The sequence below is a fragment of the Prevotella veroralis DSM 19559 = JCM 6290 genome, assembly GCF_000377625.1.
In the GTDB taxonomy this organism is placed as follows: Bacteria; Bacteroidota; Bacteroidia; order Bacteroidales; family Bacteroidaceae; genus Prevotella; species Prevotella veroralis.
The window spans coordinates 351520-372607 of record NZ_KB898325.1 but is presented as its reverse complement, the minus strand read 5'-3'; the positions used below and the strand labels follow the sequence as shown (position 1 = coordinate 372607).

Genomic DNA, 21088 nt, shown 5'->3' with positions numbered 1-21088 from the left:
TTCGTCGGTTTTCTTTGTTCTTTTTCGCTCGCTTCTGGTTAGATATCTATTTATTTATTGTAATATATTCTCTCTTTGAGCGGATGATTCCGTCAGTTTCTGTTATTCCCTTTACTCGTTATATTAGTAAAAGTCGTGCCCATACAGCCTTGTGTCGATCCTGTAACATAATGGGTTATAATCTTCCATCCATTGAATTAATTTGCTTGTTCCTCATTTTTTTATTATCTTTGCAACATCAAATTAGCTAATTACGTATGGGATTATTTGGTTTATTCAGCAAGAAGAAAAAAGAAACACTTGATAAAGGATTAGAGAAGACAAAGCAAAATGTTTTCACTAAACTAACTCGTGCCGTAGCCGGTAAGTCGAAAGTTGATGATGAGGTGCTTGATAATCTGGAAGAGATACTAGTCTCTTCGGATGTTGGTGTGGACACAACGATTAAAATCATCCATCGAATTGAAGAACGAGTAGCCAGAGATAAATATGTTTCTACAAGCGAACTGAATGAAATTCTGAAAGGTGAGATTACAGAATTACTGACTGAAAATAATAATGGTGATTCCGTTGAATGGACTTTGCCTGAAGATTCCCACCCGTATGTAATATTAGTTGTTGGTGTGAATGGGGTTGGAAAGACAACAACCATAGGTAAACTTGCTTATCAGTTCAAACAGGCTGGAAAGAAAGTCTATCTTGGTGCAGCTGATACGTTCCGTGCTGCAGCCGTAGAACAAATACAGATTTGGGGGGATCGTGTGGGCGTTCCTGTCATAAAGCAGCAGATGGGAGCCGATCCCGCTAGTGTCGCTTTTGATACTTTGCAGAGCGCAAAGGCAAATGGTGCCGATGTTGTTATCATTGATACAGCAGGGCGATTGCATAACAAAGTAGGCTTAATGAATGAATTGAAGAAGATTAAGGACGTAATGAAGAAGGTTGTTCCCGAAGCACCACATGAAGTTTTGTTAGTTCTTGATGGAAGTACGGGACAAAATGCCTTTGAACAGGCTCGACAATTCGCTGCTGTTACACAGATAACATCCCTCGCAATTACCAAATTGGACGGAACGGCTAAGGGAGGAGTAGTAATCGGAATCAGTGATCAATTGAAAGTTCCTGTAAAATACATTGGACTGGGCGAAGGAATGGAAGATCTTCAAATCTTTGACAAGGCTCAGTTTGTTGATAGCTTATTCAAATAGAAATAAGCTTTGTTATATTCGGAATGAAGAAAAATCAAATAGATATTGTAACCATGGGCTGCTCGAAGAATCTTGTCGATTCCGAGATTATCATGAAGCAGTTTGAAGAAAATGGTTATCATTGTACTCATGATGCAAAACGTCCGCAGGGAGAAATTGCGGTCATTAATACTTGTGGATTTATCGAAGCAGCAAAAGAGGAAAGTATTAATACGATTCTCGAATTTATCAATCGCAAAAAGAATGGACAGCTTAACCGTTTGTACGTTATGGGATGTCTTTCACAGCGTTACAAAGATGAGTTAGAAGTAGAATTGCCAGAGGTTGATAAGTTCTATGGGAAGTTTAATTATAAGCAGTTATTGACAGATTTAGGAAAGGCAAGTATTCCCTCTTGCAATGGTACTCGCCATCTAACAACTCCACGGCATTATGCTTATATAAAGATAGCTGAAGGCTGCGATCGTCATTGCGCTTATTGTGCAATTCCTTTGATTACTGGTAGACATCATTCTCGTCCGATTGACGAAATATTAAATGAAGTAAAGGATCTTGTAGTACAAGGAGTAAAAGAGTTCCAGATTATCGAGCAGGAACTTACCTATTATGGAGTGGATCTTGATGGAAAGCACCATATTACAGAGCTTATATCTCGTATGGCAGATATAGAAGGTGTGAAATGGATCCGTCTTCATTATGCCTATCCTAATCAGTTTCCACTTGATTTATTGGATGTTATTGCGAAAAAGGATAATGTTTGTAAGTATCTTGATATTGCATTCCAGCATATTTCTGATAACATGTTAACGAGAATGCACCGTCATGTTACCAAACAGGAAACGTTAGATCTTATTCGTGAGATACGCTGTCGAGTGCCAGGTATTCATTTGCGTACAACTTTGCTTGTTGGTTTCCCTGGTGAGACAGAAGAAGATTTTGAAGAGCTAAAAGAGTTTGTAACAGAAGCACGCTTTGAAAGAATGGGAGCATTTGCTTATTCAGAGGAAGAGGGCACTTACAGTGCTACACATTATAGGGATGATGTACCTGAAGAGGTAAAGCAAAGCCGATTGGATGAACTTATGGCTATCCAACAAGGAATATCAGAAGAGTTAGAAGCTGAGAAGGTAGGTAAGGTATTCAAGGTTATCATTGATCGTAAAGAAGGGGAGTATTATATAGGACGAACGGAGTATTGCTCTCCCGAGGTAGATCCAGAAGTATTAATCCCAGTATCTAAGAAGCAATTACGTATTGGAAACTTCTATAATGTGCGTATCACAGGTTCCGACGAGTTTGATTTGTTTGGTGAAATTGCTGAATAAAAGACTTATAATCTAAGTTATCTTCTTCGAGTTCTAAAAAGATATATTGAATGAATAATAAAGAGTTCATAGCAGAGCTAGCCTCAAGAACAGGTCATACACAAGACGAGAGTCAGAAAATGGTTAAGGCTGTTATTGATCAGATGGCAAAGTCATTTGAAACGGGCGATGCTGTACCTGTTTCTGGCTTTGGAACGTTCGAGGTAAAGAAACGTTTAGAGCGTGTAATGGTGAATCCTTCAACAGGCTTACGAATGTTAGTTCCACCTAAATTGGTTCTAAATTTTAAGCCGGCAGCAACTATCAAAGGTCAAGTAAGAAAAGGAGGAACGGAGAATGGCTAAGACCGTTATACAAATTATTGCTAGTGCATTGGCTAAGCAATATAAGCTTTCTGCTGCAGATGGTGCTACGTTTGTTGATACTTTCTTTGCAATTATCAGTGATGAGCTTAAGAAAGGTAATCAAGTTAAGATTAAAGGCTTAGGGACTTTCAAGGTTCAACGCGTTAAACCACGTGAGAGCGTTAACGTAAATACGGGAGAACGTGTCTTGATCGAAGGACATGATAAGGTTTCTTTTACCCCCGATGCTGCGATGAAGGAATTAGTAAATAAGCCTTTCTCTCAATTTGAGACGGTGGTTATCAATGATGGTGTCGACACAAAGGAATTGGAAAAGATTCCTACAGAAGAGGAGAATGCAAATGCTGAATCTAACTCATCAGAGGATGTTCCTAATGTTGTTGAAGAAAAAGGGCAACCCGAGATAGAAGAGGAAGAGAAGGTCTCGGAGGTAGAAGATAGTAAGGATGAGCTTGTCATAGAACAAATACCTGATACCTCTAAAGCTAAGGTAGAGAAGTTGGTAGATAATAAGCCTAATATAGAAAAGGTAGAAATAGAACAACCTAAGTCAGAGCCAAAGCAAGATAAGGACAATACAAAAGAAGATTTAGAAAGTAGCGATTCAAATATCGAGAGTTATGTCGATAACAAAGAGAATAGCATCTTAAAGTTAGTCGCTGTTATCGCCATTATTGTTATCGCTTGCTTAGGTGTCGTCTTATGGATAAAGTTTGGTGGTATCAATCTTTCTAAACCTACTGGTAAAGTTACCACACAGCAAGTGGAATCTCCTAAGAAGAAAGTTGATAATGCCGTAAAAGTCATTCAGAAAGATAATAAGAGCGATACCACTATAATAAAGAAGGTGGAGAAAAGAGACGATTCGTATGCTGAAATGAATAATGACGCACGTATTCGCTATGGGGCTTATAATATTGTTGGGGTAGAGCGTGTCATTGTATTGCGGAAAGGACAAACGATGGCAAGTATTAGTCGCAAGACTTTAGGTGCAGATATGATTGGCTATTTCCAAGTGCTTAATGGACGTAATTCCATGGAAGCAGGCGATACATTGAAGATACCTCGTGTGGAATTAAGACCAGAGTACAGATCTAAATAATGCGCACTGATACACAATTTAACTATCTATTCTTGTAATAATTGCAAGAAAACTTATATCTTTGCGCTTGATAAATTATAAACGAATAATATTAATATTAAAAGCATTATGAAAAAGTACGAATGTAATACATGTGGTTATATCTATGACCCAGAGGTAGGTGATCCAGATAGCGGTATCGCACCAGGAACAGCTTTCGAGGATATTCCAGATGATTGGGTATGTCCACTTTGTGGCGTAGGTAAAGATGATTTCAGTCCAGTTGAAGAGTAATCAATTTACAACTATAGTATTAAAGCCCTGCTCATTTTAAGAGCGGGCTTTTTTGTTGGTATGCTGCAAGTAGTTAGCTTACCAAAGTTTCCTATTTGTTGTATTATTCCATTCTATACTTATCATACCAAGCAGATATGCCAGAAAAGATTAGTAGGAATAGGTCTTTTCATCTATCGAAAATACTCTTTTATTCAAAGAATAATCTACTTTTTAACCATATATACGATTTGAAAAATATTGGCATAAATTCTTACGCTTCGCAGCTAAAGATCATAAGAAAAGTCCCTTTTTTGCGTGTTTATAACCTCCTGATAATCAGAATATTGAAAACCTCTGCAAAAAAGGTGCTTTGTTGGGCTTCAAAAGGGCGTTACTTTGACGTCAAAAGGGCGTCTTTTCAAAGCTAATTAAGCCTTAATCCAAGTCCTAATGAGCATCAATAGAAATTTGAGTTGTGAAAAATATTTACACATAAGGTCGTTTACTGTCTTCTGCTGTATCTCGTTTTGCTGTTGTCATATTATGTTAAGGTCACTCAGGAAGTGCATTTTTTGGAGATAAATAAAAGGAGAAAAAGGGATAGTATTTGTTAATTAATCAAGAAAAAAGGTTATCTTTGCAAGCAAATCATCTTAATATTAAATTTTAATAAACAATATGAAGAAAACAGTATTAGGCTTCATCGCCAGCTTCATGGTGCTTTCCGCACATGCTCAGGATATGAAAATAAAGAAGGGAGCGGTATTACTTAATGGAACATCAGTAGCGCTTCTAAAAGAAGAGAAAAGAACGTGCGAATTATCTACACTTGATGGGAAGCAAGTTCTTACGTTTTTCATTACCAATAAGACGAAACAAGGCATTAGTGCGCCAGAAGAGTGGCTTAAGTTTATATCGCCTGAGGGCGCAGTCTTTGAATTACCTGATCCGCAAGATAGGATAGTTCTGTCCAATACGAAGTTTTTTGCCTACAAACTGTTAGATAGCAAACCCAGTCTCCTCGCAGTGAACGGCATCAAGAAATCTATCATTGATAACCTCTTTGCACAGGGTTCATGCCCTTTCTCTGCAAAATGGGACAGCATCTATACCGTTGTTAAAAAGATGGAGAAAGCCGATGAAGAATTTACAGCACAGCATCCTTTCTTCATCAATGACGATGGCGACATTATCATCAACAAGGTGATGGTGGGTAAGGTTCTTGTCAATGAACCATCATTGGGCAAAAGAACCTATTATATTAAGGACCGCGTGGGCAACCAAGTTGCCGAGATTAAACTGGAATCGTGGACTAACAGCGAGAATTTCAGCAATATAACAACCTGTGATGATAGGAAACTTCCTTTCTTAGAATACAAGACGGCATTTAAACTCTCTGAGAACGAGATGGCACATCGTATGGTGTCTAAACTGCTTGCAAACGGCTATACATTGGGAGATATGACGGAGGACATTAAGCAGCGACTGGCTAACAAGGCTAAGGCAGAGGAACAACAGGCTGTTGAGGAAGAACAACAGTTAGTGAACGATGCCCAAAAAGCTTCCGTGAACATCTATAATGTGCCTGGTAAGGTGGTACTTGCTGATGGCACGACACACGAGGGAAACATCACCATCATCTATGAATCTATTGAAAAGAAGATGGGTAAAGGCACTAATGGAATTCTCGATCTTGATGCTCCGGCAATGGGTTCTTCTGTAACACTAACACACAATGATGCAAACGGCAATACTGAACAGAGGTTCAAGGCTGCTGACAATGTAACCGTCTATGCTGGTGGTAAGACCTATATCGGTACAAAGGGCTTAAAAGACAGTGCGTTAAGAAATGCTGGTGGTAGCAGTTCTATCAATATCGGAACACGTCATCCGCAGTTCTTCGAGGTTCTCTTTACCGATGGAAAAGGCAATTATATTCTGCAACATCCATTAGATAAAGACGAACTTTATTTGAAGTTGAAGGACAAAAATGGAGCTATCTATCTTGGCGATAAAGCCTTATTAGGTACACGAAGTGAGAAGACAAGAATAAAACTGACGGCTGAATATCTGGATACCCCAAGTATGGATGCCGCTAAGTATGACACTCGTACGAAAGAAGGACTGCAACAACTTATTGCATATTATGCAAAAAAATAGAAGATAATTGTTCTCTAATCCCTTCGAGAGGAGGGATTAGAGCGAGATACTTGTTGTTTTAGATAATTGGTTTGTGTTGTAATCTCAACTTTTTTATTCTACAAGCATGAAATCAAATAATTTTATGTAAGTTTGCAAAGTATAAAAATCAATACTTGGCAAATAAGCTGTATGCTTCTTCTGCCTTGCTCATATAGTTTATTCATTGTTTAAAAATTAAATGATTAATGATTGACGTCAAAGTAAAAGATAGCGATATACGCAAAGCAGTTGAAGAAGGCATGGATAGTTTTGTTCAGGTATTCATTAATGCAATTAATACGGCTATTGGTGGACAGTTGACACAAGAGACTATGTCGCAATTAAATGCCGACCAAATTACGTTGTTAGGTTGGAGTTATCTACATCAAGAAGTAATGGAGGGCGGATATATCCAATTAATCTATAATGGTTATGGTGCCTTTATCTTTAAGAATCCATTTGCCGTTGCTATGCGTAACTGGGGACTCCGAGAGCTTTATACGCATATTAAGCATGCAAAGAAGTACTATGATAAGTATCACGAAGAGATAGAGAAGGAAGTCTCTGATGATGATTTTATGGCATTGTATGAGCAGATGCCAGAGTTCGATGAGTTCGATGATGAATTTATTGTTAATGAGGAGTACTGGTGCGAGATGATAGCGGCTTATATTGATGATCATATAGATAATTTTGTAAAGATAGAACAATGAATAGAGAACAGCAAGATAGAAGAAAGAAATCACCTGTACAGATAAGAAACAAGAAGGCATCATTTGAATACTTCTTTGTTGACACATTCACTGCAGGTATCGTACTCACGGGTACGGAGATCAAATCCATCCGTGCTGGCAAGGCTTCACTGGTTGATTCGTTCTGTTATATAAATAAAGGTGAGATGTGGGTACAAGGGATGAACATTTCTTCTTACTTCTATGGTTCATACGCTAACCATGAAGCCAAACGTCCCCGCAAGCTCTTATTGACGAAGAAGGAGATACGTAACCTCGAAGCTGAATCTAAGACACCGGGCTTCACGATTATCCCAACATTGATATTCATTGATGAGAATGGACGTGCAAAAGTTGATATTGCATTGGCAAAAGGTAAGAAGGAATATGACAAACGGCAGACACTAAAGGAGAAGGAAGACCGACGCGAGATGGATCGGGCAAGGAAACATTATTAGACCTGTTAGGGCGTACTCTGAGCAGTTACACACCTTATTATATTAGTGTCTACCTGAATGCAGGTCTACCCAATTCCATGGGCAAATATGATGATACTGCCAATATCATGGTACTACAGATAAATCCCATGGTCTAAAGCTTTCTCTATACCTAAAAAGGAACTGATTTATTTTGTATTATCTTTGAATTATAGTACTTTTGCACCAAATTAATTAGACGGATATGCAATTAAAGAAGAAGAGGTGGCATTGCCTTCCGGGACAAGAGCCAACCGAAATGGATTTAAAGATAATGGCGTTTGAGAAACAAGGCAAGCTGGTTCCTACTCGCAATATGATAAAAACGCCTGAGCAGATAGAAGGTATCCGCAAGAGTGGGGTAGTGAATACTGGTTGTTTAGATGCTGTAGGTGAGGCTATCCATGTGGGAATGAATACGCAGGAGATAGACGATATTTGTATGCAGTATTGCAAAGATCATAACGCCATTCCTGCTTGTTTGAATTATGAAGGCTATCCTAAGAGCGTTTGTACGAGTATAAATGAGGTTGTTTGCCATGGTATTCCAAAGGAGGAGGATGTTCTTCAAGAAGGTGATATAGTCAACGTTGATATGACGACGATTGTTGATGGATATTTTGCCGATGCAAGTCGTATGTTTATTGTAGGCGGTAAGACAACTCCGGAGAAGGAACGCTTGGTTCGAGTAGCTAAAGAATGCCTTGAACTAGGTGCTGAAGCCGCAAAACCCTATTCTTTTGTTGGTGATATTGGTCATGCAATTCAAAAGCACGCAGAGAAGAATGGTTATGGCGTTGTACGTGATTTGTGTGGTCATGGCGTTGGAATTGAGTTCCACGAGCAACCAGATGTCTTGCATTATGGGCATAAAGGAACAGGAATGTTGCTAGTTCCTGGTATGGTGTTTACCATAGAACCAATGATAAATATGGGTACATGGAAGGTATTTATTGATGCTGACGACCCATACGGTTGGGAGGTTATCACAGGTGATGAGAAGCCTTCAGCTCAATGGGAGCATACATTTGTTATGACTGAACATGGAGTGGAGATATTAACTCATTAAAGAAGTTTGCGAAACAATGGAAGATATTTATATATTAGGCATTGAGAGTAGCTGTGACGATACAAGTGCTGCCGTATTGAAGAATGGAATCATTCTCAGTAATGTGACCGCTTCACAGGAAGTGCATAAGGCATACGGCGGAGTTGTACCAGAATTAGCCTCAAGAGCACATCAACAAAATGTGGTTCCTGTGGTTGATCAGGCTTTGGCTCGCGCAGGAATAACGAAAGAACAGCTATCTGCTGTTGCTTTTACACGTGGTCCTGGTCTTATGGGAAGCCTCTTAGTTGGTGTTAGTTTCGCTAAAGGTTTCGCCCGCTCATTGGGGATTCCATTGATCGATGTAAACCATCTGCAAGGACATGTTATGGCGCACTTCATAAAAGAAAGTGAAGATGACAACCACATGCCTCCTTTTCCCTTTATCTGCTTATTGGTTTCTGGTGGAAACTCCCAGATTGTTAAGGTGAATGCTTACAACGATATGGAAGTTTTGGGGCAGACTATTGACGATGCAGCTGGTGAAGCTATTGATAAGTGTTCTAAGGTTATGGGATTAGGATACCCTGGTGGTCCTATTATAGATAAGCTCGCTCGTCAAGGTAACCCCTTAGCATATAAGTTTGCAGAACCAAATGTGCCAGGCTTTGATTACTCTTTCTCTGGTTTGAAGACCTCTTTCTTATATAATATGAGGAAGTGGGTGGAAGAAGAACCTAACTTTATAGAGAATCATAAAGAAGATATTGCAGCAAGTCTCGAACATGCCATTGTAGATATCCTAATGAAGAAACTTCGTTTGGCTGTTAAACAAACGGGTATTAAACATGTAGCTGTTGCTGGTGGTGTGTCGGCGAATAATGGCTTGCGTAATGCTTTCCGTGATCATGCCGAGCGTTATGGATGGACAATCTATATTCCGAAGTTCAGCTATACAACAGATAATGCCGCAATGATAGCAAGTGTTGGTACATTTAAATACATAGATAAGGATTTTACTCAGATTGATGTACCAGCATTCAGTAAAGTAACCTTTAAGTAATAACAAATAGAATACCCTATACAATAAGATTATGGATTTTGAAAGTAAGATTATCTCTCGCCAAATCGGCGATATACTTTATGCGTCCGGTTTAACTATTGGTACAGCAGAGAGCTGCACTGGTGGTCGTATTAGCGAAGCAATCATGGCAATTCCTGGTTCTTCTGACTATTATAAAGGTGGCATTGTTGCCTATACTGATGATGTTAAAGAGAGGTTATTGCATGTCTCTCACGAAACATTAGAGCAATATACAGCAGTATCAGAAGAAGTTGCTCGTGAAATGGTGTTAGGAACGATTGAGGCTATTGGCGTTGATTTCGCAATTGCCTCTACGGGATATGCTGGTCCTGGTGGTGGCACGGCAGAAGCTCCAGTTGGTACAATCTGGCTTGCTTATGGAAGTAAGGATGAGGTAAGAACCTTTAAGCTCACAGAAGACTTTGGACGTGATATTAATCTTGCCATAGCAACCAATAAAGCTATCCGCTTAATGCTTGATTTCCTGAATGATATGGACATAAAGTCCGAATAATACTGCAAAAAAGATTAAAATCAGTAATTAACTTTGCTAAAGTTTTGCTCATTTAAAATCTTTTTGTAATTTTGCATCCTGTTTGGAATAGGTATCAATTAACGAATCACAAAACAAAGATAGAAATGTCTAAGATTTGTCAAATTACAGGAAAGAAGGCACAGCTAGGTTGTAATGTGTCTCACTCAAAGCATCGTACAAAGAGAAGCTTTGACGTTAACCTCTTCAGCAAGAAGTTCTACTATGTAGAAGAAAGTTGCTGGATTGAGCTGAAGATTAGTGCTGCTGGTCTTCGTCTTATTAACAAGGTAGGTCTTGATGCTGCCCTTAAACAGGCTGTATCAAAGGGTTATGTTGACTGGAAGGACATTAAGGTAATAGGAGACTAAATATCATGGCAAAGAAAGCTAAAGGAAACAGAGTCCAAGTTATCTTGGAATGTACCGAGATGAAGAATAGCGGTATGGCTGGTACAAGCCGTTACGTGACTACAAAGAATCGTAAGAATACTCCAGAGCGTCTTGAGCTTATGAAGTATAATCCTGTTTTGAAGAAGATGACTCTTCACAAGGAGATTAAGTAAGCACGCACTGAATAGTAAAGTTAATAGTTAAAACGAATAAACTATGGCAAAGAAAGCGGTCGCTACCCTCCATGAAGGTTCTTCGGATGGTCGCGCATATTCAAAGGTAATCAAGATGGTTAAGAGCCCAAAGACGGGTGCTTATATTTTTGATGAGCAGATGGTTCCTAATGAGGACGTCAAAGAATTCTTTAAGAATTAATTCTTATAAAGATATAAATAAAGAAGGTTGTAGATTGTATTCTACAACCTTTTTTTGTTTAACCTTATTTACTTCATTAATGAATGAAAAAGTGAGGACTACATAAATAAATGTAGTCCTCACTTTTTATAATTGGTTGTCGTTTTAAATTGACTTGTAACCTTTCGTACTATTGCGAGCAAGCAGATCTTTAAGATTAAGTTCCTTATTGCCGTTGGCTTCGTAGGCCTCTCTCATTTCCTCTTCGCCCTCAGCCTCTTCTTCAGAGTGGGTGAATGTAATACTTTTGTTTTTAAGTTCTGCGATTGCCCAAGCTATTAATGCAATAACAAGTAGTGCAACCAGTCCTATCATTGGAGTTATCATAATTGATTTGTTTTTTATTTCTAGTGCAAAATTACATTAAGTTTCGGAAAGCGCCAAATTATCTGTTAGTTTTTAGTAACTTTGCAGTATTAAACGTGAAATGTATGAGGTATAGATTTATAATATTCTTAATTATAATACTTATTTTTATTCCTGTTCAAGCTGTTTATAGTGCTAATGATAGGGAAGTTCTAAAACATAATATATCAATGAAGAAAATCTTTTTATGTTCATCTTTTGCTGATGTTGCTTCAATTTTATCCGAGTCCGTTTCTGTTCCGTTGAGAGGCAAAACTGTAGCATTTATCCCTACAGCAAGCATTCATGAAGAGTATACGCAATATGTGGAAGATGCCAAGGTGGCACTTGATTCTCTTGGACTTATCGTCAAGGAATTGGAAATTACTCAATGCAGTAAGAATGAAATGGAAGAGGTCCTGACAAACTGTGACTGTATCTATGTATCGGGTGGCAATACGTTTTTCCTTTTGCAGGAATTGAGGAAAACGGGTGCCGACAAGTATATCATAGAACAGGTGGAGAAAGGGAAACTATATATTGGGGAATCTGCTGGAGCGATGATTCTTGCTCCTAACATAGAATATGCTAAGGATATGGATGACCATCTTACACAGACACCAGATTTTACAGACTTCAAAGGTCTTGGTATTGTTGAGTTCTATCCTGTTGTACATTTTAATAGTTTCCCCTTTGAAGAAGCTGCACAGAAAGTTGTTCATAAGAATAGTCATCTTCCATTGGAGATCATTACGAATCAGCAAGCTATTGTTGTTGTAGGAAATAGTATTGTGATAAAAGAGAGGAAATAAGTTGAACTGGCATGAAGTATAGTCATGCTGTACTATATTATAAAACGATGACAAGAAAAGAAAGATATTATTATGTACTAAGTTACTTTCGAAAGCATACTGGTCATGTGACAACTGAACTTAACTTTGGCTCTGCGTTTCAGTTGCTTTGTGCTACATTGCTTTCTGCTCAATGTACAGATAAAAGGATTAATGCGATTACACCAGAGTTATTCCGACATTATCCAGATGCTAAGACGATGGCTAAGGCAAGTGTTGAAGATGTCTTTGAATATGTTAAGAGTGTTTCTTATCCTAATTCAAAGGCAACGCATTTGGTAGAGATGTCAAGGATGTTGGTAGAGAAGTTTAATGGGGAAGTTCCTTCTACTCCAGAAGCGCTTACACAGTTACCAGGTGTTGGACGTAAAACTGCCAATGTGATACAAGCAGTTTGGTTTGGAAAACCTACCTTAGCTGTAGATACGCATGTTTATCGTGTTAGTCATCGTTTGGGCTTAGTACCATCAACTGCTAATACTCCTCGTAAGGTTGAAGATTATCTGATGAAGAATATTCCAACGGAGGAGGTTTCTGATGCACATCATTGGATATTACTTCATGGGCGTTATGTTTGTAAGAGTGCTAAGGCAGACTGTGAACATTGCCCGTTTGATACGATATGCCCAAAGCTAATGAAGGATAGTAAGTTATAAATAGAAGTGAAAGAATATGAACACAAAGAAGATAATGCACTTCCTGAAGGGAATTGCCGCAAATAACAATCGAGAATGGTTTCAAGAACATAAGGCAGAATATGATACCGTAAAGGATGATTTCGAGAAAGGTGTAGAGCAGATTATAGCCCAACTATCCGCCTTTGATGATGAAGTTGCTCATCTTACAGCGAAAGATTGTACTTATCGTTTCTATCGTGATATACGTTTCTCACCCGATAAGAGTCCATACAAACGTCACTTAGGGGCTTACATCTGTGGGCATGGTAGAAAGGCATTGCGTGGTGGATATTATATCCATCTCCAGCCTGGTAACTGTTTAATTGCAGTAGGTTGTTATTGGTTGCCAACGAACATCCTAACATCATGTCGTAATGAGATTATGGCAAATATAGATGAATGGCGAAAGGATGTTGAGAATGACGAATTTATTAGTCTATTTGGACATCCTAACCAGGGGGAGTGGAGCGATGATAAAGTAAGTGAGAAAGGCTTTGGACTAGCAGCTTTAAAGACTGCTCCTAAAGGCTTCCCTAAAGATTATGAGTATTTACACTATCTACGTATGAAAGATTATTGTTGTTGGGTATCCGTTCCTGATGACTTCTTTAATGGTGACAGTTGGCATAAAGATCTAGAATACATCTGCAAGACAGGTAAACCAATGATGGACTTTATCAATACTGTTGTTGATGATTACGAGTAATATCATCTATAGATAATCATAAAAAAGAGATATAAGAAAGCATTTACTTACTTATATCTCTTTTTCTTTCTATCTGTTTAAACAGACTTATAATAGTTCTTCTATCTGCTTAGCAATATTCTCAATCTTCTCTGTTGGTTCAAAGCGTGCAACGACTTGTCCTTTCTTATTAACAAGGAACTTAGTGAAATTCCATTTAATATCCGCTTTCTCCTTATAATCAGGATCAGTTTCTGAAAGCATTTTGTCAAGGATAGGGTAGAGTTCATGTGATTCATCCCAACCAGCGAAGCCCTTTTGTTCCTTCAAGAATTTGAAAAGTGGATCAGCGTCATCACCATTTACTTTCACCTTCTTGAACCTAGGGAATTCCGTCCCATAATTTAGTTTGCAGAACTCATGAATACTTTCATCAGTACCTGGAGCTTGCTGTCCGAATTGGTTACATGGGAAGTCAAGAACCTCAAAGCCCTTTGCATGGTATTTCTCATAAAGTGCTTCCAGTTGGTCATAGGTTGGTGTGAAGCCGCATTTGGTAGCTGTATTAACAATTAGCAGTACCTCGTTGGCATACTCTTTCAACGATACTTCCTTACCTTTTCTGTCCTTGACAGAGAATTCATAAACTGTTCTCATTTCTTGTTTGTTTTATCTTCTGCTTTTAATAAGAAACTAAATTATTATGTGTTGCAAATGTACTAATTTTATTTGTTTCTCCCTGCATTGTTTAAAGGTTTTTATGCCTAATTCTGTAAAACGTATCGATATATGTCCAGAAAGGATGATAGGGATTTCCCTATTACTAAATAGTGTATTTACATTAAGATTATTAGCTAATTACTGTACTTTTGCATCAAACAAGTAACAGAAACTATAATATTAAAAGATAAGCTTATGAAACGAGTTGCGAAATTATTCTTAGCCCTTGCAGTAGTTGCAAGTCCTATGCTTTTTACAAGTTGTGATGACTATGATGATGATGGTTATTACTATCACAACGATTTAGTTAGTCGTGCAGTACGCAATTATCGTTATGATTATCCTAATGGTTCCGACTATTACACAGCTTATAACTGGTTCTATGCTAATTATCCAGAAGCCTATACCAATGAGTTCTATGCTTTCATGGATGCTATAGGCAGTAGCCGTAATGCTTATTGGAACAGCTATAATAACGGCAATTATAACTGGAATAACAATTACAATAACCAGTACAATTCCTCAAATAACCAACTAGTTGCAGTGGCTCAAACACTAACAGGTGAATGGGAAGGCGACATGATTTATGAGTACACTAATGATCAAACTCACCAGCGTGTGCGCGATCAATTTAAAGCTAACATGAAGTTCTTCCAGTATGACTCTTCTACAAATTCTTTAAGTGGTAATGGTGTTGAAGTTGATACTAACTCAAAGGGTGAAACACAAACGCTTAACTTCTCATGGTATGTGAACAATGATGGTAACATTTATATCAAATATACCAAGTCAGGTACTATATTCGTATTGGATAAGAATAAAGGAAAGGACGGCTTCCACTTAGGTTATGAACAGGGTAAAGGTTATGACACCTTCTTCGGTACAGGTTATAGTACAAATACCACTGACGTCCTCAAACTCGATCTTGCACGTCAGAGACCGGCTTCTGCTAAGGCTAGCACACTCTCTACAAGAGTTGCAAGTCAACACACTTCGTTCGGTAAGGCAACTCAGAATGATTTTGCGAAGTTCAAGGCAGATGCAGTTGATCGTCTACACGAGAGATAATAGCAGTAGAATCGCTTTTTTATAGCTTCATATATATTAATTAGAATCCCTCTGACTGAGAAGTTAGAGGGATTCTTTGCTTCAATAGATTGTTATAATTATTTGATACACTTTCTTTTATGACAATTTTTTTGTACCTTTGCAGCCGTTTGACTTCATTGTTGGAATGGAATCATACGTGTGATTGGAAGTGAAATGAAGAAAAGTATTCAATTTTTAAAGGATTGGACCTTACCTGTATCGATAGCCACTGGTGCAGTATTATACCTTCTCTTTGCGTTTATCCCTGCATTGGACAACGCATCGAGCATCCTTGCTCCAGTCTTCGATGCTATCCTTCCCTTATTTATGTTCCTTGTCCTCTATGTCACCTTCTGTAAGGTTGATTACCATAAACTACTTCCCGTGAAGTGGCACTTGTGGGTAGGACTCTTCCAAATAGTTAGCGTAATTGTCATAGTTGGATGGATCATGTATTTCCACGCTACGGGTAAAGTTTTAATTCTTTTAGAAGCTATACTCACCTGTATTATAGGACCTTGCGCCTCAGCTGCTGCCGTCGTTACACAGAAAATTGGAGGTGACTTGACAGAGATGGTTACTTACACTTTCATTTCTAATTTCATTTGCGCTATTCTTATTCCAATTTGTTTTCCTCTGATAGAAACGAACATGGGCTTTACCTTTACTGAAGCTTTCTTGCTCATTCTTAATAAAGTGAGTTTAGTGCTAATCGTACCGATGCTATTGGCATATATTACAAAGCACTGGCACTTATTACGCCCCCTTTATAGATGGATTATTAATGTGAATGATCTAAGTTATTATCTTTGGTGTGCCTCCTTACTGATTGTTTCTGGAACAACCGTTAAGAATATTGTCCATGCTAATGTAAGTGTTTCTTTCCTCTTACTCATAGCTATTTCGAGTTTGGTACTCTGTTTGTTACAATTTACGGCAGGGAAATCAATAGGAGCCTTCTTCCATAATGCAGTCAATTCTGGACAAGCTTTAGGTCAGAAGAATACAACCTTTGCCATTTGGATAGCCAACACCTATCTTAACCCGCTCTCCACGGTAGGACCAGGATGTTATATCCTTTGGCAGAATATTATTAACAGCGTTGAAATTTGGCATTACTCAAAGTCAAATAAACGCACTAATTAAAATATATTTTGTTGTGAAAAGTATTAAGTATTTAATAGCATTTATTTGTTTACTTTCCGTGCAAGTTATGAAAGCACAGAAAGGCATCGTAGACAACACAAACATTGATCAGGCAATGCGAACCAAGATGGATATTCAACCTGATGAAATGCCCGATCAGTCTATAAGCCAGAAGCCAATAGAAGACGTAAGCGAAATGTCTTTAGAAGCAAAGCCCGTTTCTTCTGTTCAGTCAACAACGCGTGTTGCTAATTCTCGCAATCAAGTTGTTTTACTAATTGGTGATTCTATGGTCGATGGGTTAGGTGCCCGTTTTAATGATTACGCAGTAAAGAATGGCTTTGAATTTCACTCTGTAGTATGGTATGGTAGTACCACGCGTAATTGGGCAAATACACAGGATCTTCAATACCAACTTGAGAAGTTCCGTCCAACCTATGTAATCATAAGTCTTGGAACAAATGACTTGGGCTATTATGACTTTACTAGACGTTCAGAGGCTATACAAACCATCTTAGATCATGTTGGTAATATCCCTTACGTATGGGTTGGACCATTATCATGGCGTAAGATAAAGAATAGAAACATTGTAAATGTAATTCGTGAGCGTACTGGTGCTGAGCGTTTCTTTGATAGCAGTTCTATAGTTGCCGCTCGTATAGATGGTATTCATCCTACCCGCCAAGGTGCAGCACACTGGGTAGACAAGATAGTAGAATGGATGGGCGAGCCAGAACTTAATGCTAATCCGATAGAGATGGATAAACCAAATTTCACGACAAACTTTCATCATGATGAGAAGCATGGTATGAGTTATCATGGCAGACGCTAATAATGATCTATCACCAGAAACTTATTCTATCAATCAAGAACAAAGGACTCTTTAGAGCTCCTTTGTTTTTTGTTTCTATATGCTTAAAGTAACTAATGGGCAATAAGTTATAGTAAAAGTATATTCTAATTGGTATATATACCTGTATATCAATGTAATAATAACATCTACTGCACTTAAACTTTATCATTGATTGCCCTATAACTAAGAGCCGATCAGACCTTTAAGTTAAGGTGCAATATATGTTTAACTTAAAGTACAAGACATGTTTAACTTAAAGTACGAGACATGTTTAAGTTAAAGTACAAGATATGTTTAAGTTAAAGTACAGAACATGTTTAATTTAAAGTACGATTGTTGTTCTATTTAGAGTATGAATTGACTTAAATTTAGTTGTTATAAGCTGAAAAACTCTCTTTAGCATTCGGCAATTATCTTTACATCTATATTCGTTCTAATAGACGATTAATAACCGTTCCACCGTGATATCAACCATTGTTCACCTTTATTTATGCACATTTTATTTTGTAATGTGCGAAGAAGTATGTACCTTTGCGCACATATTGAAGTAATGTGCAATGGAACAGATTTCGAGTTTTAATGAACTAGTAGAGAAGAGTATCATTAAGTATTGGGACTTGGATGCTCTTACAGATTATAAGGGTAAGACCCTTCAGTATCATGATGTTGCCAGAAAGATTGAAAAGCTACATATCATGTTTGAAGCGAGTGGTGTACAGAAAGGTGATAAGATAGCTTTATGTGGACGCAACTCCTCGGCTTGGGCGGCTTCTTTCTTAGCCGTGTTGACCTATGGTGCAGTAGCTGTACCCATCTTGCATGAGTTTATGCCCGAACAAATACATAATATTGTAAACCATTCGGATGCAAAACTTTTATTTGTTGGCGACGTTGTTGTAACCCAGATTGATGCTACAAAGATGCCGAAGCTGGAAGGTATTATTTATATTCCAGATTACTCCTTGGTAGTGAGCCGTACAGAGAAACTAACCTATGCTCGCGAGCATCTTAATGAAGAGTTTGGACGTCGTTACCCCAAGTATTTCCGACCAGAGCATGTACATTACTATCGTGAGCAAAGTCCCGATGAATTGGCGTTAATTAACTACACAAGTGGTACTACTGGTCACTCGAAAGGAGTAATGCTTCCTTATCGTTCATTGTGGAGTAATACTGACTTTGCTAAACATGTACTTGGAGATGTCGTCAAACCTGGAAGTAATGTTATTAGCATACTCCCAATGGCACACATGTATGGCATGTCCTTTGAGTTTATTTATGAGTTCCTTTCAGGTGTCCACATTTATTACCTTACACGTATTCCTTCTCCTGCTATAATCTCTCAAGCATTGCAAGAAGTAAAGCCTATTATTATGATAGCAGTGCCACTTGTGATTGAAAAGATTATCCGCAAGAAAGTCTTCCCTAAGATTCAGAACAACAAGATGCGTTTGCTACTGAACATGCCTGTTATAAACAAGAAGGTTCGTGCAAAGATACGTGAGCAGGTTTATCAAGCATTTGGTGGCAATTTGTATGAAATCATCATCGGTGGAGCTGCACTTAATGGAGAGATTGAGAACTTCTTACGCATGATAGAGTTCCCTTATACTGTTGGCTATGGAGCTACAGAATGTGGACCAATCATTTGCTATCGTGATTGGCATACCTTTGCAAAAGGATCGTGCGGGCAGGCTGCACTTCATCAAGAGGTGCGCATAGATAGTCCTGATCCTGCTAATGTAGCTGGTGAGATTCTTACAAAGGGACCTAATGTTCTGTTGGGTTATTATAAGAATGAGGAAGATACTGCACGTACCATTGATAAGGAAGGTTGGTTCCACACAGGAGACCTCGGATTAATGGACGAGGATGGCAATGTATTTATAAAGGGACGTTCCAAGAACTTACTGCTCGGTAGTAACGGACAGAATATCTATCCTGAAGAGATAGAGGATAAGTTGAACTCCTTGGCACTAGTAAGTGAATGTTTGGTTATTCAGAAGGGCGAGAAACTCATAGCTTTGGTTCATCCGGATTATGACGAAGCTCAGAGTCTTGGACTCAATGCGGAGGATATCAAGAATATAATGGAAGAAAACCGCACACAGTTGAATACCATCGTACCAGCTTATTGTAAGGTGTCAGAGATTCGTGTTCAAGAAGAAGAGTTTGAGAAAACTCCGAAGAAGTCTATTAAACGTTATCTCTATACAGAATAAAGTAAGTTTAAACTCTTATAGCACCTAAGGTGCTAATGACATAAGCCTAAAGTTGGAGTGTGTCAATAATATAAATAAAGGCAAACATCCTTGCCTATTTGTAGAATCATTGATTTATCGAATAGACGAGGATATTTGTCTTTATATGTATTTATTACTTATTAAAATTTACATATAACCACTTCTATAATTGCTTTCATTTAAGGATGGAAACATAGCTGTTAACCTATTTCTATTAAAAAAGTCTTTAAAAAACAATACTAAGTTTTTATTTAATATAATTTAGACACAAATCTTCGCCCTATCCGCTTTTATGTAGTACTTTTGTGACTCGTTGAATGATACATAAAATACAATATAAATTGTGAGATAATGGCGGAATCTATTGATATTAGAGAGTTAAATGAGAGAATCGAACGGCAGAGTTCTTTTGTTACAGACCTTACGACAGGAATGAATCAAATAATAGTTGGACAAAAGCATCTAATTGATTCGTTACTGATATCTTTACTTAGTGATGGTCATATCCTATTAGAGGGTGTCCCTGGTCTAGCAAAGACACTTGCTATCAAGACGCTATCACAGCTCATTGATGTGCGCTATAGTCGTATTCAGTTTACTCCAGATTTGTTGCCTGCTGATGTTATTGGTACACAAATCTATTCACAAAAGGACGAAACATTCCACGTAAAGAAAGGACCTATCTTCTCTAACTTTATACTTGCAGATGAGATTAACCGTGCGCCTGCAAAGGTTCAAAGTGCATTATTGGAAGCAATGCAAGAACATCAAGTAACCATTGGTGAGTCTACATTCACCTTGCCTGATCCTTTCCTTGTTATGGCAACACAGAATCCAATAGAGCAAGAGGGTACTTATATGTTGCCAGAAGCACAAGTGGATCGATTCATGTTGAAGGTTGTTCTTGATTATCCAACATTAGATGAAGAGAAACTTGTTGTTCGAATGAATCTACAAGGCAATGCTCCTGTAATTCGCCCTGTTATTGGTACTAAAGAAATCCTTGAAGCAAGAAAGGTTGTTGAGGATGTTTACTTGGATGACAAGATTATGCAGTATATTACTGATATCGTCTTTGCTACAAGATACCCTGAACGCTATCAATTAGCAGACTTGAAAGAGATGATAACCTTTGGTGGTAGTCCACGTGCAAGTATCAATCTTGCCAGAGCTAGCCGTGCATACGCCTTTATCAAGCACCGTGGCTATGTAGTACCAGAAGATGTACGTGCTGTCGCACATGATGTTCTTCGTCACAGGATTGGTTTATCATACGAGGCAGAAGCGGCTAACTTAACTACAGAGACAATAGTTAGTGAGATTATTAACAAGGTGCAAGTACCTTAATGATTCTCGTTTCATTGTT

The 21088-nt window shown here is 38.2% G+C and carries 24 protein-coding genes; 22 read left to right on the top strand and 2 right to left on the bottom strand.

Features of this window, described 5'->3' with window-relative positions; genetic code table 11:
* The first annotated feature begins 257 nt into the window (after nucleotides 1–257).
* From ftsY to D464_RS12905, 14 genes are all read left to right on the top strand, one after another.
* The gene (gene ftsY / locus D464_RS0101640; RefSeq protein WP_018909857.1) at nucleotides 258–1208 is read left to right on the top strand and encodes a signal recognition particle-docking protein FtsY; all 951 of its coding nucleotides are present in this window, start codon (nucleotides 258–260) and stop codon (nucleotides 1206–1208) included.
* Between the two features lie 23 nt (nucleotides 1209–1231).
* A complete protein-coding gene (rimO, locus tag D464_RS0101635) occupies nucleotides 1232–2533 on the top strand; it encodes a 30S ribosomal protein S12 methylthiotransferase RimO (protein WP_018909856.1) in 1302 nt (433 codons plus the stop codon).
* Nucleotides 2534–2583: 50 nt separating this feature from the next.
* Nucleotides 2584–2877, top strand: a complete 294-nt coding sequence (locus tag D464_RS0101630) for an HU family DNA-binding protein (protein WP_004383583.1) — start codon at nucleotides 2584–2586, stop codon at nucleotides 2875–2877.
* A complete protein-coding gene (locus D464_RS0101625; protein ID WP_018909855.1) occupies nucleotides 2870–4000 on the top strand; it encodes an HU family DNA-binding protein in 1131 nt (376 codons plus the stop codon). Before D464_RS0101630 ends, D464_RS0101625 begins: the two co-directional genes overlap by 8 nt.
* Nucleotides 4001–4108: 108 nt before the next feature.
* Nucleotides 4109–4273: a rubredoxin gene (gene rd / locus D464_RS12420; protein WP_004383586.1), complete on the top strand. Its 165-nt coding sequence runs from the start codon at nucleotides 4109–4111 to the stop codon at nucleotides 4271–4273.
* Nucleotides 4274–4933: 660 nt separating this feature from the next.
* Complete coding sequence (locus D464_RS0101615) at nucleotides 4934–6415, top strand: hypothetical protein (RefSeq protein ID WP_018909854.1); 1482 nt, start codon at nucleotides 4934–4936, stop codon at nucleotides 6413–6415.
* 227 nt (nucleotides 6416–6642) lie between these two features.
* Complete coding sequence (locus D464_RS0101610; protein ID WP_018909853.1) at nucleotides 6643–7149, top strand: DMP19 family protein; 507 nt, start codon at nucleotides 6643–6645, stop codon at nucleotides 7147–7149.
* Nucleotides 7146–7625, top strand: a complete 480-nt coding sequence (gene smpB / locus D464_RS0101605) for an SsrA-binding protein SmpB (protein ID WP_018909852.1) — start codon at nucleotides 7146–7148, stop codon at nucleotides 7623–7625. Before D464_RS0101610 ends, smpB begins: the two co-directional genes overlap by 4 nt.
* A 223-nt stretch (nucleotides 7626–7848) precedes the next feature.
* Nucleotides 7849–8712, top strand: a complete 864-nt coding sequence (gene map, locus D464_RS0101600) for a type I methionyl aminopeptidase (protein WP_018909851.1) — start codon at nucleotides 7849–7851, stop codon at nucleotides 8710–8712.
* Between the two features lie 16 nt (nucleotides 8713–8728).
* Nucleotides 8729–9754: a tRNA (adenosine(37)-N6)-threonylcarbamoyltransferase complex transferase subunit TsaD gene (gene tsaD / locus D464_RS0101595; protein ID WP_004383679.1), complete on the top strand. Its 1026-nt coding sequence runs from the start codon at nucleotides 8729–8731 to the stop codon at nucleotides 9752–9754.
* Nucleotides 9755–9785: 31 nt separating this feature from the next.
* Nucleotides 9786–10289: a CinA family protein gene (locus tag D464_RS0101590; RefSeq protein ID WP_018909850.1), complete on the top strand. Its 504-nt coding sequence runs from the start codon at nucleotides 9786–9788 to the stop codon at nucleotides 10287–10289.
* A 125-nt stretch (nucleotides 10290–10414) separates the two neighbouring features.
* Complete coding sequence (rpmB, locus tag D464_RS0101585; protein ID WP_009434212.1) at nucleotides 10415–10678, top strand: 50S ribosomal protein L28; 264 nt, start codon at nucleotides 10415–10417, stop codon at nucleotides 10676–10678.
* Nucleotides 10679–10683: 5 nt separating this feature from the next.
* Entirely contained in the window at nucleotides 10684–10872 is a 189-nt protein-coding gene (rpmG, locus tag D464_RS0101580) for a 50S ribosomal protein L33 (protein WP_004383676.1), read from the top strand.
* A gap of 43 nt (nucleotides 10873–10915) precedes the next feature.
* Nucleotides 10916–11074, top strand: a complete 159-nt coding sequence (locus D464_RS12905) for a DUF4295 domain-containing protein (RefSeq protein WP_004383675.1) — start codon at nucleotides 10916–10918, stop codon at nucleotides 11072–11074.
* Between the two features lie 144 nt (nucleotides 11075–11218).
* Here the strand turns inward: D464_RS12905 and D464_RS0101570 are convergent, their stop codons facing one another.
* Complete coding sequence (locus tag D464_RS0101570) at nucleotides 11219–11440, bottom strand: hypothetical protein (RefSeq protein ID WP_018909848.1); 222 nt, start codon at nucleotides 11438–11440, stop codon at nucleotides 11219–11221.
* A 209-nt stretch (nucleotides 11441–11649) separates the two neighbouring features.
* Between D464_RS0101570 and D464_RS0101565 the strand changes: the two genes are divergently transcribed.
* The 3 genes from D464_RS0101565 to D464_RS0101555 are packed head-to-tail and all read left to right on the top strand — an operon-like array spanning nucleotide 11650 to nucleotide 13692.
* Nucleotides 11650–12270, top strand: a complete 621-nt coding sequence (locus tag D464_RS0101565) for a Type 1 glutamine amidotransferase-like domain-containing protein (protein WP_026284602.1) — start codon at nucleotides 11650–11652, stop codon at nucleotides 12268–12270.
* Nucleotides 12271–12317: 47 nt separating this feature from the next.
* A complete protein-coding gene (nth, locus tag D464_RS0101560) occupies nucleotides 12318–12965 on the top strand; it encodes an endonuclease III (protein ID WP_024985712.1) in 648 nt (215 codons plus the stop codon).
* A gap of 16 nt (nucleotides 12966–12981) precedes the next feature.
* Nucleotides 12982–13692 (top strand): DUF2461 domain-containing protein, encoded by a 711-nt coding sequence (locus tag D464_RS0101555; protein ID WP_018909845.1) that lies wholly within the window; start codon nucleotides 12982–12984, stop codon nucleotides 13690–13692.
* 87 nt (nucleotides 13693–13779) lie between these two features.
* Here the strand turns inward: D464_RS0101555 and D464_RS0101550 are convergent, their stop codons facing one another.
* Entirely contained in the window at nucleotides 13780–14328 is a 549-nt protein-coding gene (locus D464_RS0101550) for a glutathione peroxidase (RefSeq protein ID WP_018909844.1), read from the bottom strand.
* Between the two features lie 258 nt (nucleotides 14329–14586).
* On the opposite strand from D464_RS0101550, the gene D464_RS0101545 reads away from it, so the two are divergent.
* From D464_RS0101545 to D464_RS0101525, 5 genes are all read left to right on the top strand, one after another.
* Nucleotides 14587–15459 (top strand): hypothetical protein, encoded by an 873-nt coding sequence (locus D464_RS0101545; protein ID WP_018909843.1) that lies wholly within the window; start codon nucleotides 14587–14589, stop codon nucleotides 15457–15459.
* A 195-nt stretch (nucleotides 15460–15654) separates the two neighbouring features.
* Nucleotides 15655–16626: a bile acid:sodium symporter family protein gene (locus D464_RS0101540; protein WP_018909842.1), complete on the top strand. Its 972-nt coding sequence runs from the start codon at nucleotides 15655–15657 to the stop codon at nucleotides 16624–16626.
* 67 nt (nucleotides 16627–16693) lie between these two features.
* The gene (locus D464_RS0101535) at nucleotides 16694–17458 is read left to right on the top strand and encodes an SGNH/GDSL hydrolase family protein (protein WP_018909841.1); all 765 of its coding nucleotides are present in this window, start codon (nucleotides 16694–16696) and stop codon (nucleotides 17456–17458) included.
* 578 nt (nucleotides 17459–18036) lie between these two features.
* Nucleotides 18037–19701 carry an AMP-binding protein gene (locus tag D464_RS0101530; protein ID WP_018909840.1) on the top strand — a complete coding sequence of 555 codons (1665 nt, stop codon included), beginning with the start codon at nucleotides 18037–18039 and terminating at the stop codon, nucleotides 19699–19701.
* A gap of 372 nt (nucleotides 19702–20073) precedes the next feature.
* Nucleotides 20074–21069, top strand: coding sequence for an AAA family ATPase (locus tag D464_RS0101525; RefSeq protein ID WP_009434102.1), 996 nt, complete (start codon nucleotides 20074–20076; stop codon nucleotides 21067–21069).
* The last annotated feature ends 19 nt before the right edge of the window (nucleotides 21070–21088 follow it).

Excerpts from the sequence above, each read along its gene's own strand:
- ftsY (WP_018909857.1), top strand. The coding sequence starts at position 258 with ATGGGATTATTTGGTTTATTCAGCAAGAAGAAAAAAGAAACACTTGAT.
- rimO (WP_018909856.1), top strand. The coding sequence starts at position 1,232 with ATGAAGAAAAATCAAATAGATATTGTAACCATGGGCTGCTCGAAGAAT.
- D464_RS0101630 (WP_004383583.1), top strand. The coding sequence starts at position 2,584 with ATGAATAATAAAGAGTTCATAGCAGAGCTAGCCTCAAGAACAGGTCAT.
- D464_RS0101625 (WP_018909855.1), top strand. The coding sequence starts at position 2,870 with ATGGCTAAGACCGTTATACAAATTATTGCTAGTGCATTGGCTAAGCAA.
- rd (WP_004383586.1), top strand. The coding sequence starts at position 4,109 with ATGAAAAAGTACGAATGTAATACATGTGGTTATATCTATGACCCAGAG.
- D464_RS0101615 (WP_018909854.1), top strand. The coding sequence starts at position 4,934 with ATGAAGAAAACAGTATTAGGCTTCATCGCCAGCTTCATGGTGCTTTCC.
- D464_RS0101610 (WP_018909853.1), top strand. The coding sequence starts at position 6,643 with ATGATTGACGTCAAAGTAAAAGATAGCGATATACGCAAAGCAGTTGAA.
- smpB (WP_018909852.1), top strand. The coding sequence starts at position 7,146 with ATGAATAGAGAACAGCAAGATAGAAGAAAGAAATCACCTGTACAGATA.
- map (WP_018909851.1), top strand. The coding sequence starts at position 7,849 with ATGCAATTAAAGAAGAAGAGGTGGCATTGCCTTCCGGGACAAGAGCCA.
- tsaD (WP_004383679.1), top strand. The coding sequence starts at position 8,729 with ATGGAAGATATTTATATATTAGGCATTGAGAGTAGCTGTGACGATACA.
- D464_RS0101590 (WP_018909850.1), top strand. The coding sequence starts at position 9,786 with ATGGATTTTGAAAGTAAGATTATCTCTCGCCAAATCGGCGATATACTT.
- rpmB (WP_009434212.1), top strand. The coding sequence starts at position 10,415 with ATGTCTAAGATTTGTCAAATTACAGGAAAGAAGGCACAGCTAGGTTGT.
- rpmG (WP_004383676.1), top strand. The coding sequence starts at position 10,684 with ATGGCAAAGAAAGCTAAAGGAAACAGAGTCCAAGTTATCTTGGAATGT.
- D464_RS12905 (WP_004383675.1), top strand. The coding sequence starts at position 10,916 with ATGGCAAAGAAAGCGGTCGCTACCCTCCATGAAGGTTCTTCGGATGGT.
- D464_RS0101570 (WP_018909848.1), bottom strand. The coding sequence starts at position 11,440 with ATGATAACTCCAATGATAGGACTGGTTGCACTACTTGTTATTGCATTA.
- D464_RS0101565 (WP_026284602.1), top strand. The coding sequence starts at position 11,650 with ATGAAGAAAATCTTTTTATGTTCATCTTTTGCTGATGTTGCTTCAATT.
- nth (WP_024985712.1), top strand. The coding sequence starts at position 12,318 with ATGACAAGAAAAGAAAGATATTATTATGTACTAAGTTACTTTCGAAAG.
- D464_RS0101555 (WP_018909845.1), top strand. The coding sequence starts at position 12,982 with ATGAACACAAAGAAGATAATGCACTTCCTGAAGGGAATTGCCGCAAAT.
- D464_RS0101550 (WP_018909844.1), bottom strand. The coding sequence starts at position 14,328 with ATGAGAACAGTTTATGAATTCTCTGTCAAGGACAGAAAAGGTAAGGAA.
- D464_RS0101545 (WP_018909843.1), top strand. The coding sequence starts at position 14,587 with ATGAAACGAGTTGCGAAATTATTCTTAGCCCTTGCAGTAGTTGCAAGT.
- D464_RS0101540 (WP_018909842.1), top strand. The coding sequence starts at position 15,655 with ATGAAGAAAAGTATTCAATTTTTAAAGGATTGGACCTTACCTGTATCG.
- D464_RS0101535 (WP_018909841.1), top strand. The coding sequence starts at position 16,694 with ATGAAAGCACAGAAAGGCATCGTAGACAACACAAACATTGATCAGGCA.
- D464_RS0101530 (WP_018909840.1), top strand. The coding sequence starts at position 18,037 with ATGGAACAGATTTCGAGTTTTAATGAACTAGTAGAGAAGAGTATCATT.
- D464_RS0101525 (WP_009434102.1), top strand. The coding sequence starts at position 20,074 with ATGGCGGAATCTATTGATATTAGAGAGTTAAATGAGAGAATCGAACGG.